The following is a 17,423-nucleotide window of genomic DNA, read 5'->3' as shown; positions in this document are numbered from 1 at the left end:
TGAATTCTGCGCAACTGCCGGCCAGCGGCCGGCACGACCGGGCAAGCTGGAACTGACCCCTGCCCGGTGACTATGGGACAATAGGCCGCCCGCACGTCCGCGGCCGCCTCCCGATTCCGACAGAACCATGACGCAGCCTACCCGTCGCCAGTTGGCCAACGCCATCCGCTTCCTTGCCGCCGATGCGGTTGAAACCGCAAAGTCCGGCCACCCCGGCATGCCCATGGGCATGGCCGACATCGCCGAAGTCCTCTGGAACGACTACCTCCGCCATAACCCGAGCAACCCGCACTGGTTCAACCGCGACCGTTTCGTGCTGTCCAACGGCCACGGTTCGATGCTGCAGTACGCGCTGCTGCACCTGAGCGGTTACGACCTGCCGATCGAGCAGCTGAAGCTGTTCCGCCAGCTGGGCAGCCACACCGCCGGCCATCCGGAACGCCACGAGACCCCGGGCGTGGAAACCACCACCGGCCCGCTGGGCCAGGGTTTCGCCAACGCCGTGGGCTTTGCCCTGGCCGAGAAGCTGCTGGCACAGCGCTTCAACCGCCCGGAGCTGGAAGTGGTCGACCACCGCACCTGGGTGTTCATGGGCGATGGCTGCCTGATGGAAGGCGTGTCGCATGAAGCGGCATCGCTGGCCGGTACCTGGGGCCTGCACAAGCTGGTCTGCTTCTGGGACAACAACCACATCTCCATCGACGGCAACGTCGAGGGCTGGTTCACCGACAACACCCCGGAGCGTTTCGAGGCCTATGGCTGGAACGTGGTCCGCGATGTTGATGGCCACGACCCGGACAGCATCAAGGCCGGCATCGAGGCCGCGCTGTCGCAGAGCGACAAGCCGACCCTGATCTGCTGCCGCACCACCATTGGTTTTGGTTCGCCGAACAAGGCGGGCAAGGAATCCAGCCACGGCGCACCGCTGGGCAAGGACGAGCTGGAAGCCACCCGCAAGCAGCTGGGTTGGGAATACGGTCCGTTCGAGATCCCGCAAGCGATCTACGACGGTTGGCGCGCCAATGGCGCCGGCACCCTGCGCCAGGCCGAGTGGGAGCAGCTGTTCGACAAGTACGCCAGCCAGTATCCGGCGGAAGCGTCCGAGCTGACCCGTCGTTCGCACGGCGAGCTGCCGGCCGACTTCGTTGCCAAGGCCGATGCCTACATCGCCCAGGTGGCCGCCGAAGGCCCGACGATCGCCTCGCGCAAGGCCTCGCAGCTGGCCATCGAAGCCTACGCCCCGCTGCTGCCGGAAATTGTCGGCGGCTCGGCCGACCTGGCGCACTCCAACCTGACCCTGTGGAAGGGCAGCACGTCGGTCGCCAGCGACGACGCCAACGCCAACTACGTGTACTACGGCGTGCGCGAGTTCGGCATGACCGCGATTGCCAATGGCCTGGCGCTGCACGGTGGCTTCATTCCGTTCGACGCCACCTTCCTGGTGTTCAGCGATTACGCGCGCAACGGCGTGCGCATGAGCGCGCTGATCCCGGCCCATGCCATCCACGTCTACACCCACGACTCGATCGGCCTGGGCGAAGACGGCCCGACCCACCAGCCGGTGGAGCACCTGGCCTCGCTGCGCTACATCCCGAACAACGATGTGTGGCGCCCGTGCGATGCGGTCGAGTCGGCAGTGAGCTGGAAGGCCGCGATCACCCGCCAGGACGGCCCGAGCTGCCTGGTGTTCAGCCGCCAGAACCTGCCGCACCAGCCGCGCAACGCCGAGCAGATCGCCCAGATCGAGCGCGGTGGCTACGTGCTGGCCGATGCCGCCGGTACCCCGGACGTGATCCTGATCGCGACCGGTTCGGAAGTCTCGCTGGCGACCGAAGCCAAGGCTCAGCTGGATGCGGCCGGCCTCAAGACCCGCGTGGTCTCGATGCCGTCCACCGACGTGTTCCTGCGCCAGGATGCGGCCTACCGCGAATCGGTGCTGCCGAACGCCGTGCGCAAGCGCGTGGCCGTGGAAGCCGGCGTCACCGGCTTCTGGCGCCAGTTCGTCGGCCTGGACGGTGCGGTGATCGGTATCGACACCTTCGGTGCCTCGGCCCCGGCCGACCAGCTGTACAAGCACTTCGGCATCACCACCGCCCACGTGGTGGAAGCTGCGAAGTCGCTGTAAGCCGCCTCGCGGTGCAACAAGGGAAAGGCCGGCACACGCCGGCCTTTTTCGTTCTTCAGAGTGGAGAAAAAGGGGACGGAGGGGATTAAGTCGTTTGTGCACATGCGACTTATCTTCTCCGTCCCCTTCTCCTTTGCCCGAAATGTTCCACCCAGCGGCACCAGTGTCGCGTTGGCCTCTTCATCTGACCTGCATTCCTTGCGAAAAGGAGGGCCTGCCGAGGCACCCTCAGAAGTGGTCATGGACAAGAAGATCGGCGCAGAAAACCATGGTGGATTTGCGGGGTGTAAGGTGATGCCTTACACTGGTGCCGCGTGATCGTCAGCTTCAGGCACAGGGGTCTGAAGGCGCTCTATGAACGGGGCGACATTTCAGGCGTTCGTGCCGATCATGCGGGGCGGTTGCGGCGCTTGCTTCACCAGCTGGACCAAGCCCAGCGTCCTGGAGACATGGGCTTGCCTGGAAATCGCCTGCATCCTCTGCGCGGAAGCTATAGCGGCTACTGGGCTGTAAGTGTCTCCGCGAGTTGGCGATTGGTATTCCGCTTTCGTGGGCTCGACGTCGAATTGGTCGATTACCTCGATTACCACTAGGAGTCTGCTCGATGCCGTTGCATGATCCGCCGCATCCCGGGGAATCGCTGCGCGAAGACATACTGCCGGCGATCAGCATGTCCATCAGTGCGCTGGCGCAGCATCTTGGTTATTCCCGCGGACAGCTGTCGACCATCATCAACGGGCACGCCGGTATCTCCGCGGAGCTTGCATTCCGCCTTGAGCTTGCAGGTCTGGGCAATGCGCGCATGTGGCTGGCAATGCAGGCGGCCTATGACCTGTGGCAGGTCGAGCATCGAGAGCATCCACCGATTGCCCGCCTGCATCTTGAGGATTCGGCGAGGATCGGACAGTAGATCCGCGCCATGCGTGGATGAAAAAAGGGACGGAGGGGATCAAGTCGTTTGTGCAGAAACGACTTAATCCCCTCCGTCCCCTTTTTTCAGGCGGTGCGCGCCAGCGCCAGGCGCAGCAGGCGTGCGTCCAGGCGCTCGGCGAAATCCTTCGGTGCCTGCAGGCCCATGCGCTGCAGGTACACCGCATCGCCATCACCGGCCGGTTGGCGCAGCGCCGCCCACACCGTGCGCAATTTGTCGCCACGGGTCTGCGTGTTGGCCTTCAGCCAGCCCAGCGCCTTCACCAGCACCTGCTCGATCTCGTTGAAGTCGCTACCCAGCGGATAGTCGGGAAGGCTGCCATCGGCGCGGAACGGTGCCAGTGCCGCGGCCAGTGACTGTGGGGTATTGCGCTGCAGGCGTTCGGGATCCGGCGGCGTGGCCCTCAACAGCTTGCGCGCGGCGTGCGCCTGCTGCAGCAGGCCGGACTGGAACGGTGCCTCGGTGATCGCGGCCATCGCCTGCACGCAGTCCTCGTCGGTCAACCCGCGCAGATCGGCGATGCCGTATTCGTTGAGGTAGATGTCGCGCAGGTGGCGCGGGATGGTGGTGTGGCCATAGTTCCAGCGCACATTGGATTCGCGCTGGCCCTTGTCGTCGCGCGCGGCGCGGAACATCAGCACGCTGCGGGCTTCCGGCAGGGCATGTGCCATCGCCACGAAGTTGTACTGGCCGCCCACCCCGGATACCACGCGGCCGTCATCCAGCGCGTCCGAGACCGCCGCACCCAGTGCGGTGGCCATCATGCAGGAGTTGAAGAAGCGCGCATGACGGCGCTGCAGGCGTTCCAGTGTTTCGTTGCCGCCGTACAGCTGGTTGATCTCGCTGATGCGGCGCATGCCGATCGCGCGGCATTCGTCTTCCGGCAGGGTGCGCAACCATTCGTAGAACTCCGGTGAGCCCAGGTAGAACGCGCCGTGCAGGTACTCGCCCTCGGCGTCCAGCGTGGCATGGTCGATCGACAGCGTGCTACCGTTCTCGATGCGCTGCATCAGCGCGAGGTCGTCGTGCACCTTGCGCTTGATCACCCCGGTCTGTACCAGCCGCCGGAAGCCCTCGTTGAGCATTTCACTGCAGCCGTACAAGCCCACTTCAAAGGGGTCCAGCCCGCCGATTTCCTGCACCAGCGGATGGCTGGCCAGCTGTGGGTCGAGTGCATGCAACACGCGGCGATAGCGCGCATTGTCGGTATGGCGCAGCACCAGTGCGTGGCTGAGCGCATCGGCCAGCGTACCAATGCCGATCTGCAGCGTGCCGCCATCGCGCACCAGGGTGCTGGCATACAGGCCGATGGCATAGTCGGCATCGCCAACCGGCTGCCGCGGCAGGCCGAACAGCGCCGGGTACGGCGGCGGCGGGGTGATCACCAGATCGAAGAACGACACATCGACGGTGGCCGAGCCGCCCAGGTAGGGCAGCTGCGGATCGATCTCGGCGACCAGCAGCGGGCGCGGCAGTCCGCGCGCGGCGATGGCATCCAGCGTGTCCTGGGTAATGTCGTTGTTGCACGACAGCGAGAGCCGCCGGTCATCCGGCCGCATCGCCACTTTCTGCACGATCACCTGCGGCGCGCGCTGGGCGACCGCATCGGCGGCGTGGGTGTAGTTCAGGCTGGTATAGCTGGACTGCGCCTGCCGCGAACCGAGCAGGGCGCCGGACTGCATGTAGAACTCTTCCACCTGCACATGTGCCGGCAACGCGTCGCGCGCGATCGCATCGGCATAGGCCAGGCGCGGGAAATCGTCGCCAAAATGGCGCTGCGCGAACGGGGCCATGAAGCGCGCTTCCAGGCCATTGCCGCGCGCCTTCGGCGGGTTCAGCGACAGCGCGGTATACAGCTGCAGTGGCCGCGACGGATCCTGCTCGACGCGTGCATACAGCGCATTGAGCAGCCGATGCGGCTTGCCCAGTGCCAGTGGCGCCCCGATCCGCAGCGGCCCGTCCACGCGCGTAAACAACCAGTCGACAGCGGCGTCCAGGTCGGTGAGGTGTTCGGTCATTCGGGGCGGTCCTGCGTCTGGGGGGAGTGCCGGCATTACAGCATGTCGGGCTTGAACCGCCGTCGACGCGAGACTTCGGCGCCGGACACCATGAACTGCCCATCGCCGCGGTAATGCACCGTGCGCGGCAGTTTCGGCCGCGGCGCCACGTGCGCACGCACGATTTCCCAGATGAACAGGTTGCTCGATTCCACCTGGCTGTCGTCATGAAGGCGGCACTCGAAGCACGAATGGCATTGCCCGACCAGCGGCGCGCCGACCTCGCGCGCGGGCAGTGCATCCAGCCCGAAACGGGCGAATTTGTCGACCTCGCGGCCGCTGCAGTTGCCGATGTCCACGACCGTATCGAGCAGCTCCACGCCGGGAACATTGATCACGCACTCGCCGCTGCCGCGCGCCAATGCGTGGCTGTGGTTCTCGTGCCACAGGTAGGTGGCGACCAGCGAAGGCGAGAAGCCCATCACCATGTGCCAACCCATCGTCATCAGGTTGCGCTGGCCGCGCCACGCGGTGCTGACCAGCACGATCGGACCGGGTTCGAGGAAGCGGCGGGCCTGCTCGACCGGGAAATCTTCCTTGGGCAGCGCTTTCATCCGGGGCCTGGGGCGGGAGGCACCGATGCTGGCGCAGCCGGGATGAACCCGGAGTCGAGGGGCTTGACATGAGGTTCGATTACGCGCGTAATCAATTCGTCGATTACGGATGTAAACCATGACCCCGATCAGCGAAGCCGAAGCCGTTGTGATGGAGGTGCTGTGGCAGCAGGCACCGCGTAGCGCCGACGAGGTGGTGGCCGCACTGGCCCACCGCGACTGGGCCGAGCCGACTATCAAGACCCTGCTCAACCGCCTGCTGACCAAGGGCGCGATCGCCGCCGAACGTGATGGCCGGCGCTATCTTTACCGGCCGCTGCTGCAGCGCCAGGCGTGGGTGGAGGCACAGAGCCAGGACTTCATCGGCCGCGTCTTCGAAGGCCGGGTGGCACCGCTGGTGGCGCACTTCAGCGAACGCGGCCAGCTGAGCGCGCAGGACATCGCCGAACTGAAGAAGCTGATCCAGGAGCTGGACCATGACTGAGCTGCTCGACGGACTATGGCAGGCCAGCCTGTGGCTGGCGGTGGGCGTGGTCGTGCTGGCCACGCTGCGGCCGTTGCTGGTGCGACTGGGGGGCGCTGGATTGGCCTATCGCAGCTGGTGGTTGCTGCCCTTGCTGATGGTGGCGCTGCTGGTGCCGTTGCCCCGGGTTGCATTGCTGCAGCAGGTGCCGACGCTGCCGCTGAAGGTGATGCCGGGCGCCCTCGAGGGCGCGAGCGGTCATGCGCTGCCATGGGCCGGTCTGCTGCTGGTGGCCTGGGTACTGGGGATGGGCGTCTGCCTGCTGCGCGAGCTGCGTGCACAGCGGCGCTTCGAGCGGCGCATGGGCCCGTTGCGGCCGCGTGCCGATGGCAGCTGGCAGGCCAGCGGTGATCCCGGGCTGCCGGCGCTGGTCGGTTTGTGGCGGCCGCGCATCGTGGTCGGCCCGGCGTTCGACCAGCAGTTCAGCGCACAGGAGCAGGACCTGATCCTGCAGCACGAGCGCAGCCACCGTCGCAATGGTGACCACTGGGCCAATGGTGCGCTGCTGCTGATGCGCACGGTGTTCTGGTTCCACCCGCTGTTGCCCTGGGCCGCACGCCGTTTCCTGCGCGAGCAGGAACTGGCCTGTGATGCCCGCACCATGGCCCCGCAGCCTGCGCTGCGCGGCCTCTACGCCAGCACGCTGCTGAAAGCGCAGCTGGTCCATCCGGTTGCGCCCGCGGTCTGCCATTGGCGCAGCCAACCCGTGTTGAAGGAGCGTATCGCCATGTTGAAGCAGTCCAAGCGGAAGGCATTGCCGTGGGTGTCGGGCCAGGTGCTGGTGATCGGGGTGTGCCTGGGGATGGGAGCGGTGGCGTGGGCCAGCCAGGGCGGTACGGCGGGAGCGCCGAGGATCGGGGTCGAGCCGTTTGAACACGCTCAGGAAGACGCAGCCAGGGCTGGGCTGGACCGACCCGTCCAGGTCGACAAGATGCCGCCGCCGTCCTATCCGAAGTCTGCGGCCGAACAACGCCAGGTGGGCGTGGTGAACCTGCGCGTGGAGGTGGATGCACAGGGGCGTCCCGCCGATGTCCAGGTGCTCAGCGCTACCAATCCGGGCGTGTTCGATGCGGTATCGGTGGCTGCTGCGCGCAGCTGGACCTATCGTCCGGCAATGAAGAACGGTAAGCCGGTGGCCGCTGCCGTGCGTATTCCGATCACCTTCGCGATGGACGACACCGAGGACGCGAAGTGAAGCGCGCGCCGCTGTTGATGATGGCGGCGCTGTTGGCAGGGTGCGCGACCCAGGGTCGGCTGGCCACCGTCGATACCCGCAGCGAGAATGTCGGCCACCAGCGCCTGCGGCCGCAGACCGGCGACGGCGATGGACAGGTGCAGGCGTACTCGCTGGGCGCGAGCGAGGGCTACCGGATGCCGCAGCTCTACGCGGCACCGGACCCGGAGGTCGGTGATCGTGATCCGCGCGCGGAACTGGCACCGACCACCATCTGCCTGCAGGTGGTGGTGGACGCCGATGGCGGTGTGGAACGCAGCCTGCCATTGACCGATCGTGCTGAGTGCACAGCCGGGGCCGCACCTGAGAACGCGCCCTTGTTGCAGGCGGCTCAGTACGCGGTGGCGATGTGGAAGTACTCCTCGGCGGCGGTCTGCCATTTCGCACCGGGCAAGGTGCCGGCGGATCGCGGCGATTGCCGCGGCGCGGAGCGCATCGAGCCGGTGGCGGTGACCCTGCAGTACGCCTTCACCTTCGAGATCGTGAAGGGGCAGCATGTGGTGCGGATGCAGGGGCGGTAGCGGCGGGCTTGCTGTCGGGCACGAAGATGTAAGAGGGTTGTTGACAATAGCCGGTTCCGGGCGTAACCCGGTGGCTGGCGGCACCATGAGCCGCAACTTCAATGGCGCCAGGCCGGATGGGAAGAATCTGGAAGATGTTCTGGATCCCAGGAAGGACAGAACCATCGTGAGAGGGTGCAGCTATGCGAGCCAATAGCAAGAGGCTGCTTTTCCTTGCCTGCCTGGGCTGCCTCGGTGCATGTACGCACCGCGACGGCGACGCTCCAACGCCGATGAGCCGCGAGTTCGGGGTGTGCATTTTCCTTCGGGCCGGTGACAGCTACCACGTGAAGGCCCCGGGACTGGATTTTGAACAGGGATTGTTGAAGCTGGCTGGCAAGGACATTGATGTCTACATCGGGAATCATCCTTCCTACGATGGCGTTCGATGGAACCGGGATCTGAGCCCGACCCGTGGATTCGTGCTGGTCGGCACGGAGCATTCAAGAGGTAAGGATCGAGTGCTGCTCGGCAACAAGCGCGCAGACCAGAAAGGCCTGATCTACGTGCAGTTCATGGGTGTTGACCTTGCGGCGCAGGTTCCCGTTCTGACGCGCAAGGATCTGGTAGTGGATTGTGGACTGGATTGAGGTAAGCGGGTCTGCGAAGGTCCAGCAGCCAATACCCGCCCTTACCCCGTTCTTCTCGCCGCGGGATCTCACATGAAGCGTTCGCTTTTACTCGTTCTGCTGATGCTGGCATCAGGCTCGACGGCTGCAGCGGTTTCAGTGCACATCGGGGGCAAGCCAACGGAGCTTCTGACCGCGCAATCTCCGGGTATGAAGGTCGAAGTGCGACTGGGCATTCGTGCTACAACGGCCGACGACCCGCGCTACGTAGTCTGCGAAGGCGCGCGCCCCTGCAAAGGAGTGCAATCGCTGCAGATCCGAGTCAATGGTGCTGCCTTGGTTGTTCCGCGCTCCGCCTATTTCGATCTGGTGGATCTTTCCAGTGCGACGATTGATCTCAGCTCCAAGGGCGGCAGCCTGATGTTGCAGGGCGGGGATGCCTCAGAGAGTTACAACGTGCGTATTCGGTTCAGTAAAAACCGGGTCCTGTCGAGAGAGATCTTTGTTGGAACGTCTCAGGATGACCTGTTGGAGGAAACCACCTATCACGAGGCGAGCATCGGATAGGCGCTTCTCTTGCTGTCCTCCTGGACCTCAGGCCCCGCCCTGGATGTTGGCCTTCACCGCCGGCTGCATCAGCTTGGGTTCTTCCAGCGTGGCATCGCGGGCCTGGCGCACGCTGACGAACTCCGCCTCGGCCACGCCAGCGTGCACATGGATGTTGTGCGCGCGCTGTTCGCCGATGGTGGTCTCATTGGCGAAGTCGCGACCACCCGGGCCGTAGTCGTGGCAGACGAACACGCGCGTCGCATCGGGCAGCGCCAGCAGGCGCTGGATTGAACGGTACAACTGCGCGGCGTCACCGCCCGGGAAGTCGCAGCGGGCGGTGCCGCCGTCGGGCATGAACAGCGAGTCGCCGGTGAACAGCGCATCGTCGATCAGATAGGCAATGCTGTCGCTGGTGTGACCGGGCACGGCGATCACCTGGCCGCGCAGTTCGCCAAGCGCAAAGATTTCGCCATCGCTGAACAGGTGGTCGAAGATTTCATCGGCCGCTGGCAGCTGCAGGCCATAGCGCGGCGCAAAAGTGGCTTGCACCGCGCGGATGCCTTCGCCGATCGCCAGCGTGGCCTGCGGGAAGTGCTGCTTGAGCCGGCGCCCGGCCGACACATGGTCGGCGTGGGCATGGGTTTCCAGCAGCCAGCGCAGCTGCAGGCCCTGTTGCTCGATGGCCTGCAACGCGGCGTGCAACGGCGATTCGCTGCTGGCGTCAGTATCCGGGTCGTAGTCCAGGACCGGGTCGATCAGCGCTGCCTCGCCACTGGCCGGGTCACTGACCAGGTAGCTGAAGGTATTGCTGTCACGGTGGAAGAACGACTGCACCTGGGCCGGCATTGGATTGCTCCTCAGCGCGTGCCGAGCACGCGGTTCAGCAACTGTGCCAGGTTCTCACCGGCCAGTCGCAGCTGCGCTTCAGCCAGCGGCCGGTAGCGCTCGGTGTATTCGTCGCCGATTTTACGCGATGCCGGATAAACGCCAGCTTGCATGGAGATGCGGCAGCTGGCCTCGGCCCACGTCCGCGGGTCGCGCTGCGGGTTGGACTGGCGCGCCAGCTTCGGCGCACGCTGGCTCTGCAATAGTGGCAGATAGGCGGCGTCGTCCAGCTTGCGGGTGTTGAGCATGCCGCTGTCCCACAGCGAGTGCAGGTTGGTACCACGGTTGCCGAACTGCAGCTGGAAATCGTTGCCGCCCTTGTCGTGGGCATAGCCGGCGTGCATCGGCTGGTGGATGTCGCCGACCAGATGCACGACGAACTTCAGCGCCTGCAGGCGCTCGCCGTCGGTCAGGCTGCGGTCGCCGAGGATGGCGCTCTGTGCCTTCAGCGCCTCGACGATGCAGTTGCCGTTTTTGCAGTGCTTAGGTGCTTCGTAATGGCAGTTGTCTTCGGCGATGTTGACGTAGTGCCAGCCGGCCGAGCGACGGCCCAGGCCCGGGTCCTTGGCGCGCAGCTGATCGGCCCAGGGCGCGATGCTGGCGAGGGTGGCGTCCGGTTCAGTGGCCAGCAGGCGATCCACTTCGGCGCGGGCGGCAGGGGTGAGTCGGGCGTCTGCGACTTCGGCGACAAGGCGGTGGCCTTGCGCGCCCCATGCATGGGCGGGGGCGGAGACGGACAGCAGGGCCGGCGCCAGGGCGGCGGCGAGGAAGAGGGAGTGCAGGGCTTTCATGCGCACATTCTAGCCGGGGGTAGGTGGATTGAAGAGCGGCGCGTTCCTGTTTCGAAGTGGGTGGGCTGCAGGGGCAGGCGCTGCGGGACACGCTGCAAGTACATCCCTGTAAGCTCGGCCGCGGCATCCATGCCGCGGACGGTCCCGCAGCGCCTGCCCCTGCAGCCCCCATCAGACATGGCCGCGGAGGCGAATGCAAAGGTCAAAGCAACATCAAAATCAAATGCAGGATCAAAACCTGCCTCCTGCAATTGCAGGCAACCATTACGCCTCGGATGTACAGGTTCTGCTTCTGCTCTTGCCTTTGCTTGAGCTGGCACGCGCGCAGTGATGGGAAGGGGCGAGGCGGGGAGCGGGGCCGGGACCGTTGGCGCCATGGATGGCGCCATCGAGCCCCCATGGATGGGTTTACGGCGTGTCCCGGCTCCGCTCCCCGCCTTGCCCAGCTTCAGAACTGCTCTTGCTCTTCAAGAACAAAAAAAAAGCCCCGGCAATCACCGGGGCAACATGCTGCGAGGGTTTTGCGTGTAGCGGGGGAGCGGGGGCGAAGCCCCCGCGCTCAACACACCGCTTAGAACTTGAAGACGTAGGACGCGCCGTAGACCAGCGGGTCGATGTTGACCGTGCCGATCTTCTCGCCGTTCAACTTCACCTTGCTGTCGATGTCGATCCAGCGCATGTCCACGCGCAGGGCGCCCTTCTCGCTGATCGCGAAGTCCACGCCCACATGCGCGGCCAGGCCCCACGAATCCTGCAGCTTCAGGCGGCTGTCCTTCAGCGCACCGGTGGTGTCTTCGCTGAAGAAGGTCGTGTAGTTCACGCCCGCACCGATGAACGGCGACACCTTGCCCTTGCTGTTGAAGTGGTACTGCAGGGTCACCACCGGCGGCAGCTGCTTGGTGCTGCCGACGCGGCCGAGGCCGTTGATGTTGATGTCGTGCTTGAACGGCAGCGCGGCCAGCACTTCGATGCCCAGGTTGTCGGCGATGAAGTACTCACCGGTGATGGTCGGCTTGACGTCGTTGTCGACGTCGACCTTCAGGGTGCCGTTGGCCAGCCAGCCGTTGTTCGACTTCGGCGCCACCTGGTGCACGCCGGCCGAAACGGTCCAGTCGCCCTTGGACTGGGCCATGGCGGGGGCGGCGGCGAGGGACAGGGCGGCGGCCAGGCCGGCCAGGATCAGGGGGGAGGTCTTGCGCATGGGGGTGATCTCGTTGCTGGGTGGATGGGGCCAGTGTCGGCCTCACGCCGCGCTAACGCTTTGATCCGGATCAAATCCTGTCCGCCGGCCTTCCGCCGGAGGCGCTGGCCCACGGTGGCCAGCCCCGGTTTGCTAGACTTGTGGGCCCTATCCATCCCGCCGCACCTGTCGCGGCCGCAGGAGCTTGAGAACATGGCAATCAAGGTTGGTATCAACGGTTTCGGTCGCATCGGGCGCAACGTCCTGCGCTCGGCGGTGCTGAACTTCGGCGACGACATCGAAATCGTGGCCATCAACGATCTGCTGGAGCCGGACTACCTGGCGTACATGCTCAAGTACGACTCCGTGCACGGCCGCTTCAAGGCCGAGGTGTCGGTGCAGGGCAACGACCTGCTGGTCAACGGCAAGAAGATCCGCCTGACCCAGGAACGCGACCCGGCCAACCTGAAGTGGGACGAAGTCGGCGCCGACGTGGTGCTGGAAGCCACCGGCCTGTTCCTGACCAAGGAAACCGCGCAGAAGCACATCGATGCCGGCGCCAAGAAGGTGATCATGTCGGCCCCGTCGAAGGACGACACGCCGATGTTCGTCTACGGCGTCAACGACAAGACCTACGCCGGCCAGGCGATCATCTCCAACGCCTCGTGCACCACCAACTGCCTGGCCCCGCTGGCCAAGATCATCAACGACAAGTGGGGCATCAAGCGCGGCCTGATGACCACCGTGCACGCGGCCACCGCCACCCAGAAGACCGTCGATGGCCCGTCCAACAAGGACTGGCGCGGCGGCCGTGGCATCCTGGAAAACATCATTCCGTCGTCCACCGGTGCGGCCAAGGCCGTCGGCGTGGTCATCCCGGAACTGAACAAGAAGCTGACCGGCATGAGCTTCCGCGTCCCGACCTCGGACGTGTCGGTGGTCGACCTGACCGTCGAGCTGGAAAAGGAAGCCACCTACGCCGAGATCTGCGCTGAAGTGAAGGCGCAGAGCGAAGGCCCGCTGAAGGGCATCCTGGGCTACACCGAAGACAAGGTGGTGGCCACCGATTTCCGCGGCGAAACCTGCACCTCGGTGTTCGACGCCGATGCCGGCATCGCCCTGGACGGCACCTTCGTCAAGCTGGTGACCTGGTACGACAACGAGTGGGGCTACTCGAACAAGTGCCTGGAAATGGCCAAGGTCATCGCCGCCAAGTAAGGCCGGTGTAGATCGAAGACGGACCCCGGCCTGGCCGGGGTTCGTCGTTTATGGGGCCAGCCCTGTCGTAGCATGGGGCGGTCGACCGCTGCCGCTGGGGCGCGGGAACGCAATGGAAGCACGCAATGGAAGCACTGATAGCCCTGGTCGTACTGGTCCTGCTGGCCATCCCGCTGCTGCTGGTAGTGGCGTTGGTGATGATTGCCGGCCTGCGCCGTCGTGTCGCCGCGCTGGAAAGCGCGATGGCCGCTGTGCCTGCCGCTGCCAAGCCGGCCGTCACCACGCCCGCGCCTGAACGGCCGGTGGTCACGCCCGCGGCCAGTGCCGATCCACCGTTCCTGCGGCCGGTCGCTGCGGCTGCACCGCAACCTCCAGAACCGCCGGTGCGAGAGGTCGCGCCCGCCGAGGCACCTGCGCCCCGTCCTGCTGCACCACCGCCGGTACCGCCGGTGCCGGTGCAGCCGCCGTTGCCGCCAGAACCGGCGCTGCCGAATTTCATCGAGCGCGGCATCGGTGCGGTCAAACGCTGGTTCACCGAAGGCAACGTACCGGTCAAGATCGGCATGCTGGTGCTGCTGGCCGGTGTCGCCGCGCTCCTGAAGTACGTCAGCGACCAGGGTTGGCTGGTGTTGCCGATCGAACTGCGCCTGGCTGGCGTCACCGTCGGCGCGTTGGGGCTGCTCGCGTTTGGCTGGCACCAGCGCGAGCGCCGGCGGATGTTCGCGCTGGCCCTGCAGGGCGGCGCCATTGGCGTGCTGCTGCTGACCATCTTCGCGGCGTTCAAGCGATTCGAGCTGATTCCGCCGGGCTTCGCCTTCGCCAGCTCGATCGCGCTGGTGGCCGGGCTGTGCGTGCTGGCAGTGGTGCAGAATTCGCGCACGCTGGCGGTGCTGGGCATCCTCGCCGGCTTCATGGCGCCGCTGTGGCTGTCCACCGGCAGTGGCAACCACGTGGGCTTGTTCAGTTACTACGCGGTACTCAACGCGGGCATCTTCGCCATTGCCTGGTTCCGCCCGTGGCGCGCGCTGAACCTGCTGGGCTTCGCCTTCACGTTCGGCATCGGTACGTTCTGGGGCGTGCTGCAGTACGCGCCGGACAAGTTCAGCAGCACCGAACCGTTCCTGCTGCTGTTCTTCGCGTTCTACCTGCTGATCCCGCTGCTGTACGCGCGTCGCCAGCCGGCCGGGCGGCGTGACCTGGTCGATGGCAGCCTGGTGTTCGGCACGCCGCTGGTCGCATTCTCGCTGCAGGCGGGCATGTTGCACGAGCAGCCGATGACGCTGGCGCTGTGCGCGCTGGGCCTGGCCGCGATCTATGCGGTGCTGGCGTGGGCGCTGATCAGGCGGGCGTCGTACACCGTGCTGGCGCAGTCGCATGCGGTGCTGGCAGTGGGCTTTGCCACGCTGGCGGTGCCGCTGGCGCTGTCGGCGCGCGCCACCGGCGCGGTATTCGCGCTGGAAGGTGCGGGGCTGGCATGGCTGGGGCTGCGCCAGAAGCGTTGGTTGCCACAGGTGTCCGGTGCGCTGCTGCAGATCGGCGCTGCATTCGCCTTCGTGGCCGGCGGCGATCATTGGCACGAGGATCTGCGCTTCCTGATCAATCCCACCGCCATCGGCGTGTTGCTGCTGGCCGTGGCTGGCTTTGCATCGGCCTGGAGTTACCAGCGCCGGTCGCGCCACGAGATCGCACTGGTCTACTACCTGTGGGGCCTGTTGTGGTGGCTGGGTGGCCTGGTGCATGAGATCACCCGCTTCTTCCCGTACCGCACCGAAGTGGATGCGCTGCTGGTGCTGGTGGCGGTCACGGCATGGCTGGCCGCCGAAGCACAGCGCCGCCAGCCGGCCCTTGCGCTGGGCGTGACGGCACTGGCGATGCTGGCGTTGGGCTTCCCGCTGGCCCTGTTGCAGAGCGATGCCCACCACCAGCCGTTCGCCGGCTATGGCGCGCTGGCCTGGGCGCTGTTCGCGGTGCTGGGCGTGCGCACGTTGCTGTGCCTGCGCCAGGGGGGCAACACCGTGGCACGCATCGCGCAGTTCCTGTGGTGGCTGCTGTGGCCGTCGCTGCTCTCGCTGCTGGCCCTGTGGGGCGGTGGCGAAGCGGGTCTGGCACAGGGCTGGACGACCCTGCTGGTCACGCTGCCGTGGCTGCTGATGGCAGCGCTGTCGTTGTGGCGCTGGAACATGCTGCGCTGGCCGTTGGGTGAAGCGTTCGACCGCGTACGCACGCCGCTGCAATGCGTGCTGTTCGGCCTGCTCTCGATCGGCTGGCTGTTGGGCCAGCTGTTGCCGGGCGACGCTGCCCCGCTGCTGTGGCTGCCGGTGTTGAATCCGGCCGAGCTTGCGCAGTGGCTGAGCCTGCTGCTGCTGGCGCGCTGGCTGTACAGCGATCAGGCGCCGCAGGCACTGCTGAACATCCGCATGCCGTTGCTGTCACTGGCCATCTTCGTTGCGCTGACCAGCGTGGTGCTGCATGGCGTGCATCAGTGGGGCGGCCTGTCGTGGGACGCGTCGATGATGCGCTTCAGCCTGGCGCAGACCAGCCTGACCGTGTTGTGGAGCGTGCTCGGCGTGATCGCCTGGGTCTGGGGCTCGCGCCGCGGCCAGCGCGTGTTGTGGATGGTGGGCGCCGTGCTGATGGGGGTGGTGCTGGCCAAGCTGGTCATCGTCGATCGCCAGCACCTGGGCAACCTGTTGGGCATCGCATCGTTCATCGCTTACGGCCTGCTGTGCACGGTCGTGGGTTATCTGGCACCGGCACCGCCCAGCGCGGCGCCGTCCGTGGAGGAAAAACAATGAGGAAGTGGAGCAGGGCGCTGCTGCCGGTGATGTTCGGCATGCTGGCCGCCGTCGTGGCGCAGGCTGCCGATTACCGCAGCCAGTACGCAGAACAGTGGCCGCTGACGCTGTCCAGTGCGCAGTCCGGCGCCTACAGGGTGGTTCTGGAACCGGCGATCTATCGCCGGGCCGGTGCTGCCGACCTGGGCGATCTGCAGGTGTTCAATGCGGCGGGGCAATCGTTGCCCTCGGCATTGCTGGCGCCGGATCAGCCGCTGGCACAGCCGCCGGTGCAGCGGGAGCTGCCGTGGTTCGCGCTGCCGCCGTTGGCCGAAGCACAGCGCAACGATCTGCAGCTGCTGACCGAACGCGATACCGATGGCCGCGTACGCCGCGTCGAGGCGCGCGTGGGGGGCGGTGCGGTGGCGAACGGGCAGGGCGGTTGGCTGATCGACGCCAGCGTGCTCGGCCAGCAGCCGGTGGCGGCGCTGGTGCTGGACTGGGCCGATAGTGGCCAGCCCTTGCAGGCGCAGGTGCAGCTGGATGCCAGCGATGATCTGCAACACTGGCGTGCGGTCGGGCGCGACATTCCGCTGGTGGACCTGCAGCGCGCCGGCAAGCGCCTGCTGCAGCGCCGCCTGCAGGTGGACGGTGAGGCACGCTACCTGCGCGTGCTCGCGCAGGGCGATGCACGCCTGCCGACCCTGCACAGCGTGCTGGCCGAACTGCCGCCTGCCCCGGCCACGCTGCCGTGGGAATGGCTGTCTCTGGAGCCGGTTTCGAAGGGCAAGGGCGAATACACCTTCGAACTGGACGGTCGATTCCCGGTCGCGCGTGCGGACGTGGCCAGCGCCGACAACAGCCTGGTGCAGTGGACGTTGTTCAGCCGCGATGATGAAGGCGCGGAGTGGCAGCGTCGCAGTGCGCCGTGGATCGCTTACCAGCTGCAGCAGGGCACGCAGGGCCAACGCCAGCAGTCGGCGGCCCAGTCGCTGGGGGGCGTGCATCGCGACCGCTACTGGAAGCTGGTCGCGAATCCTGCCGAAACGGCTACCGCGCCTACGCTGCGCCTGGGCTACCAGCCGGAGGTGCTGGTGTTCCTGAGCCAGGGCGCGGCGCCGTATGCCCTGGCCGTCGGCAGTTCGACCGCGCGCCGGATGGAGGCGCCGATCGGTGTGCTGATCGAGGAACTGCGCCAGCGCAATGATCCGTCATGGCAGCCGACGCTGGCGCGGCTGGAGGGCAGCCCGGAGCCGCTGGCCGGCGAGGCGGCGCTGAAGCCGCAGCACGATTGGAAGTCGTGGTTGCTGTGGGCGTTGCTGGGACTGGGCGTGTTGGTGGTGGGTGGGCTGGCGGTCAGCCTGCTTCGGCAGAAGCCGGCGCCTTCGGCGTAGGTTCCAGCGAACGGCGCAGCCCCTCGTGGGTGGCCGTAGCGTCGGTAGAGTCGAGCTTGCTCGACTGCAAAGCTGCGCT

At 66.2% G+C, this 17,423-nt stretch carries 16 protein-coding genes; 11 read left to right on the top strand and 5 right to left on the bottom strand.

Translation table 11 applies throughout. The features are described from left to right. Window positions 1-127: 127 nt before the first annotated feature. The 3 genes from tkt (at window position 128) to QRO93_RS17500 (ending at window position 3,035) form a co-directional block, all read left to right on the top strand. Window positions 128-2,125: a transketolase gene (gene tkt, locus QRO93_RS17510; RefSeq protein ID WP_180879978.1), complete on the top strand. Its 1,998-nt coding sequence runs from the start codon at window positions 128-130 to the stop codon at window positions 2,123-2,125. 314 nt (window positions 2,126-2,439) lie between these two features. Beyond that, window positions 2,440-2,718 (top strand): type II toxin-antitoxin system RelE/ParE family toxin, encoded by a 279-nt coding sequence (locus tag QRO93_RS17505; RefSeq protein ID WP_080357201.1) that lies wholly within the window; start codon window positions 2,440-2,442, stop codon window positions 2,716-2,718. 11 nt (window positions 2,719-2,729) lie between these two features. After that, window positions 2,730-3,035 carry a HigA family addiction module antitoxin gene (locus QRO93_RS17500; protein ID WP_180879976.1) on the top strand — a complete coding sequence of 102 codons (306 nt, stop codon included), beginning with the start codon at window positions 2,730-2,732 and terminating at the stop codon, window positions 3,033-3,035. An 86-nt stretch (window positions 3,036-3,121) separates the two neighbouring features. On the opposite strand, the gene QRO93_RS17495 is transcribed toward QRO93_RS17500, so the two are convergent. Next, on the bottom strand, window positions 3,122-5,074 hold the full coding sequence (locus QRO93_RS17495; protein WP_285304298.1) for an acetyl-CoA hydrolase/transferase C-terminal domain-containing protein: 1,953 nt from the start codon (window positions 5,072-5,074) through the stop codon (window positions 3,122-3,124). A gap of 35 nt (window positions 5,075-5,109) precedes the next feature. Next, window positions 5,110-5,667: a flavin reductase family protein gene (locus QRO93_RS17490; RefSeq protein ID WP_053450663.1), complete on the bottom strand. Its 558-nt coding sequence runs from the start codon at window positions 5,665-5,667 to the stop codon at window positions 5,110-5,112. Window positions 5,668-5,785: 118 nt separating this feature from the next. On the opposite strand from QRO93_RS17490, the gene QRO93_RS17485 reads away from it, so the two are divergent. The 5 genes from QRO93_RS17485 to QRO93_RS17465 all read left to right on the top strand — a co-directional run bounded on the left by QRO93_RS17485 (window position 5,786) and on the right by QRO93_RS17465 (window position 9,120). Then, on the top strand, window positions 5,786-6,151 hold the full coding sequence (locus tag QRO93_RS17485) for a BlaI/MecI/CopY family transcriptional regulator (RefSeq protein WP_012481135.1): 366 nt from the start codon (window positions 5,786-5,788) through the stop codon (window positions 6,149-6,151). Then, window positions 6,144-7,385: a TonB family protein gene (locus QRO93_RS17480; RefSeq protein WP_053450662.1), complete on the top strand. Its 1,242-nt coding sequence runs from the start codon at window positions 6,144-6,146 to the stop codon at window positions 7,383-7,385. Before QRO93_RS17485 ends, QRO93_RS17480 begins: the two co-directional genes overlap by 8 nt. Further along, window positions 7,382-7,945, top strand: coding sequence for a hypothetical protein (locus QRO93_RS17475; protein WP_180879972.1), 564 nt, complete (start codon window positions 7,382-7,384; stop codon window positions 7,943-7,945). Before QRO93_RS17480 ends, QRO93_RS17475 begins: the two co-directional genes overlap by 4 nt. A 272-nt stretch (window positions 7,946-8,217) precedes the next feature. Beyond that, a complete protein-coding gene (locus QRO93_RS17470) occupies window positions 8,218-8,574 on the top strand; it encodes a hypothetical protein (RefSeq protein ID WP_154582894.1) in 357 nt (118 codons plus the stop codon). Window positions 8,575-8,646: 72 nt separating this feature from the next. After that, window positions 8,647-9,120, top strand: coding sequence for a hypothetical protein (locus tag QRO93_RS17465; RefSeq protein WP_180879970.1), 474 nt, complete (start codon window positions 8,647-8,649; stop codon window positions 9,118-9,120). Between the two features lie 27 nt (window positions 9,121-9,147). Here the strand turns inward: QRO93_RS17465 and QRO93_RS17460 are convergent, their stop codons facing one another. The 3 genes from QRO93_RS17460 to QRO93_RS17450 form a co-directional block, all read right to left on the bottom strand. Continuing rightward, window positions 9,148-9,948: an MBL fold metallo-hydrolase gene (locus QRO93_RS17460; RefSeq protein WP_180879968.1), complete on the bottom strand. Its 801-nt coding sequence runs from the start codon at window positions 9,946-9,948 to the stop codon at window positions 9,148-9,150. Window positions 9,949-9,959: 11 nt separating this feature from the next. Continuing rightward, a complete protein-coding gene (locus QRO93_RS17455; RefSeq protein WP_164087652.1) occupies window positions 9,960-10,778 on the bottom strand; it encodes a S1/P1 nuclease in 819 nt (272 codons plus the stop codon). A 571-nt stretch (window positions 10,779-11,349) separates the two neighbouring features. Further along, window positions 11,350-11,979 carry an OmpW family protein gene (locus tag QRO93_RS17450; RefSeq protein WP_180879966.1) on the bottom strand — a complete coding sequence of 210 codons (630 nt, stop codon included), beginning with the start codon at window positions 11,977-11,979 and terminating at the stop codon, window positions 11,350-11,352. Between the two features lie 192 nt (window positions 11,980-12,171). Between QRO93_RS17450 and gap the strand changes: the two genes are divergently transcribed. The 3 genes from gap to QRO93_RS17435 all read left to right on the top strand — a co-directional run bounded on the left by gap (window position 12,172) and on the right by QRO93_RS17435 (window position 17,344). Further along, on the top strand, window positions 12,172-13,176 hold the full coding sequence (gene gap, locus QRO93_RS17445) for a type I glyceraldehyde-3-phosphate dehydrogenase (protein WP_180879964.1): 1,005 nt from the start codon (window positions 12,172-12,174) through the stop codon (window positions 13,174-13,176). 125 nt (window positions 13,177-13,301) lie between these two features. Then, the gene (locus tag QRO93_RS17440; RefSeq protein ID WP_180879962.1) at window positions 13,302-15,971 is read left to right on the top strand and encodes a DUF2339 domain-containing protein; all 2,670 of its coding nucleotides are present in this window, start codon (window positions 13,302-13,304) and stop codon (window positions 15,969-15,971) included. After that, window positions 15,968-17,344: a DUF3999 domain-containing protein gene (locus QRO93_RS17435; RefSeq protein ID WP_180879960.1), complete on the top strand. Its 1,377-nt coding sequence runs from the start codon at window positions 15,968-15,970 to the stop codon at window positions 17,342-17,344. The genes QRO93_RS17440 and QRO93_RS17435 overlap by 4 nt, the downstream gene beginning before the upstream one ends. Window positions 17,345-17,423 lie beyond the last annotated feature (79 nt).

Origin of the sequence: Stenotrophomonas maltophilia group sp. Smal17 (genome assembly GCF_030237045.1) — a bacterium.
Classification (GTDB): Bacteria; Pseudomonadota; Gammaproteobacteria; order Xanthomonadales; family Xanthomonadaceae; genus Stenotrophomonas; species Stenotrophomonas forensis.
This window is presented reverse-complemented; position numbering and strand designations above follow the sequence as displayed.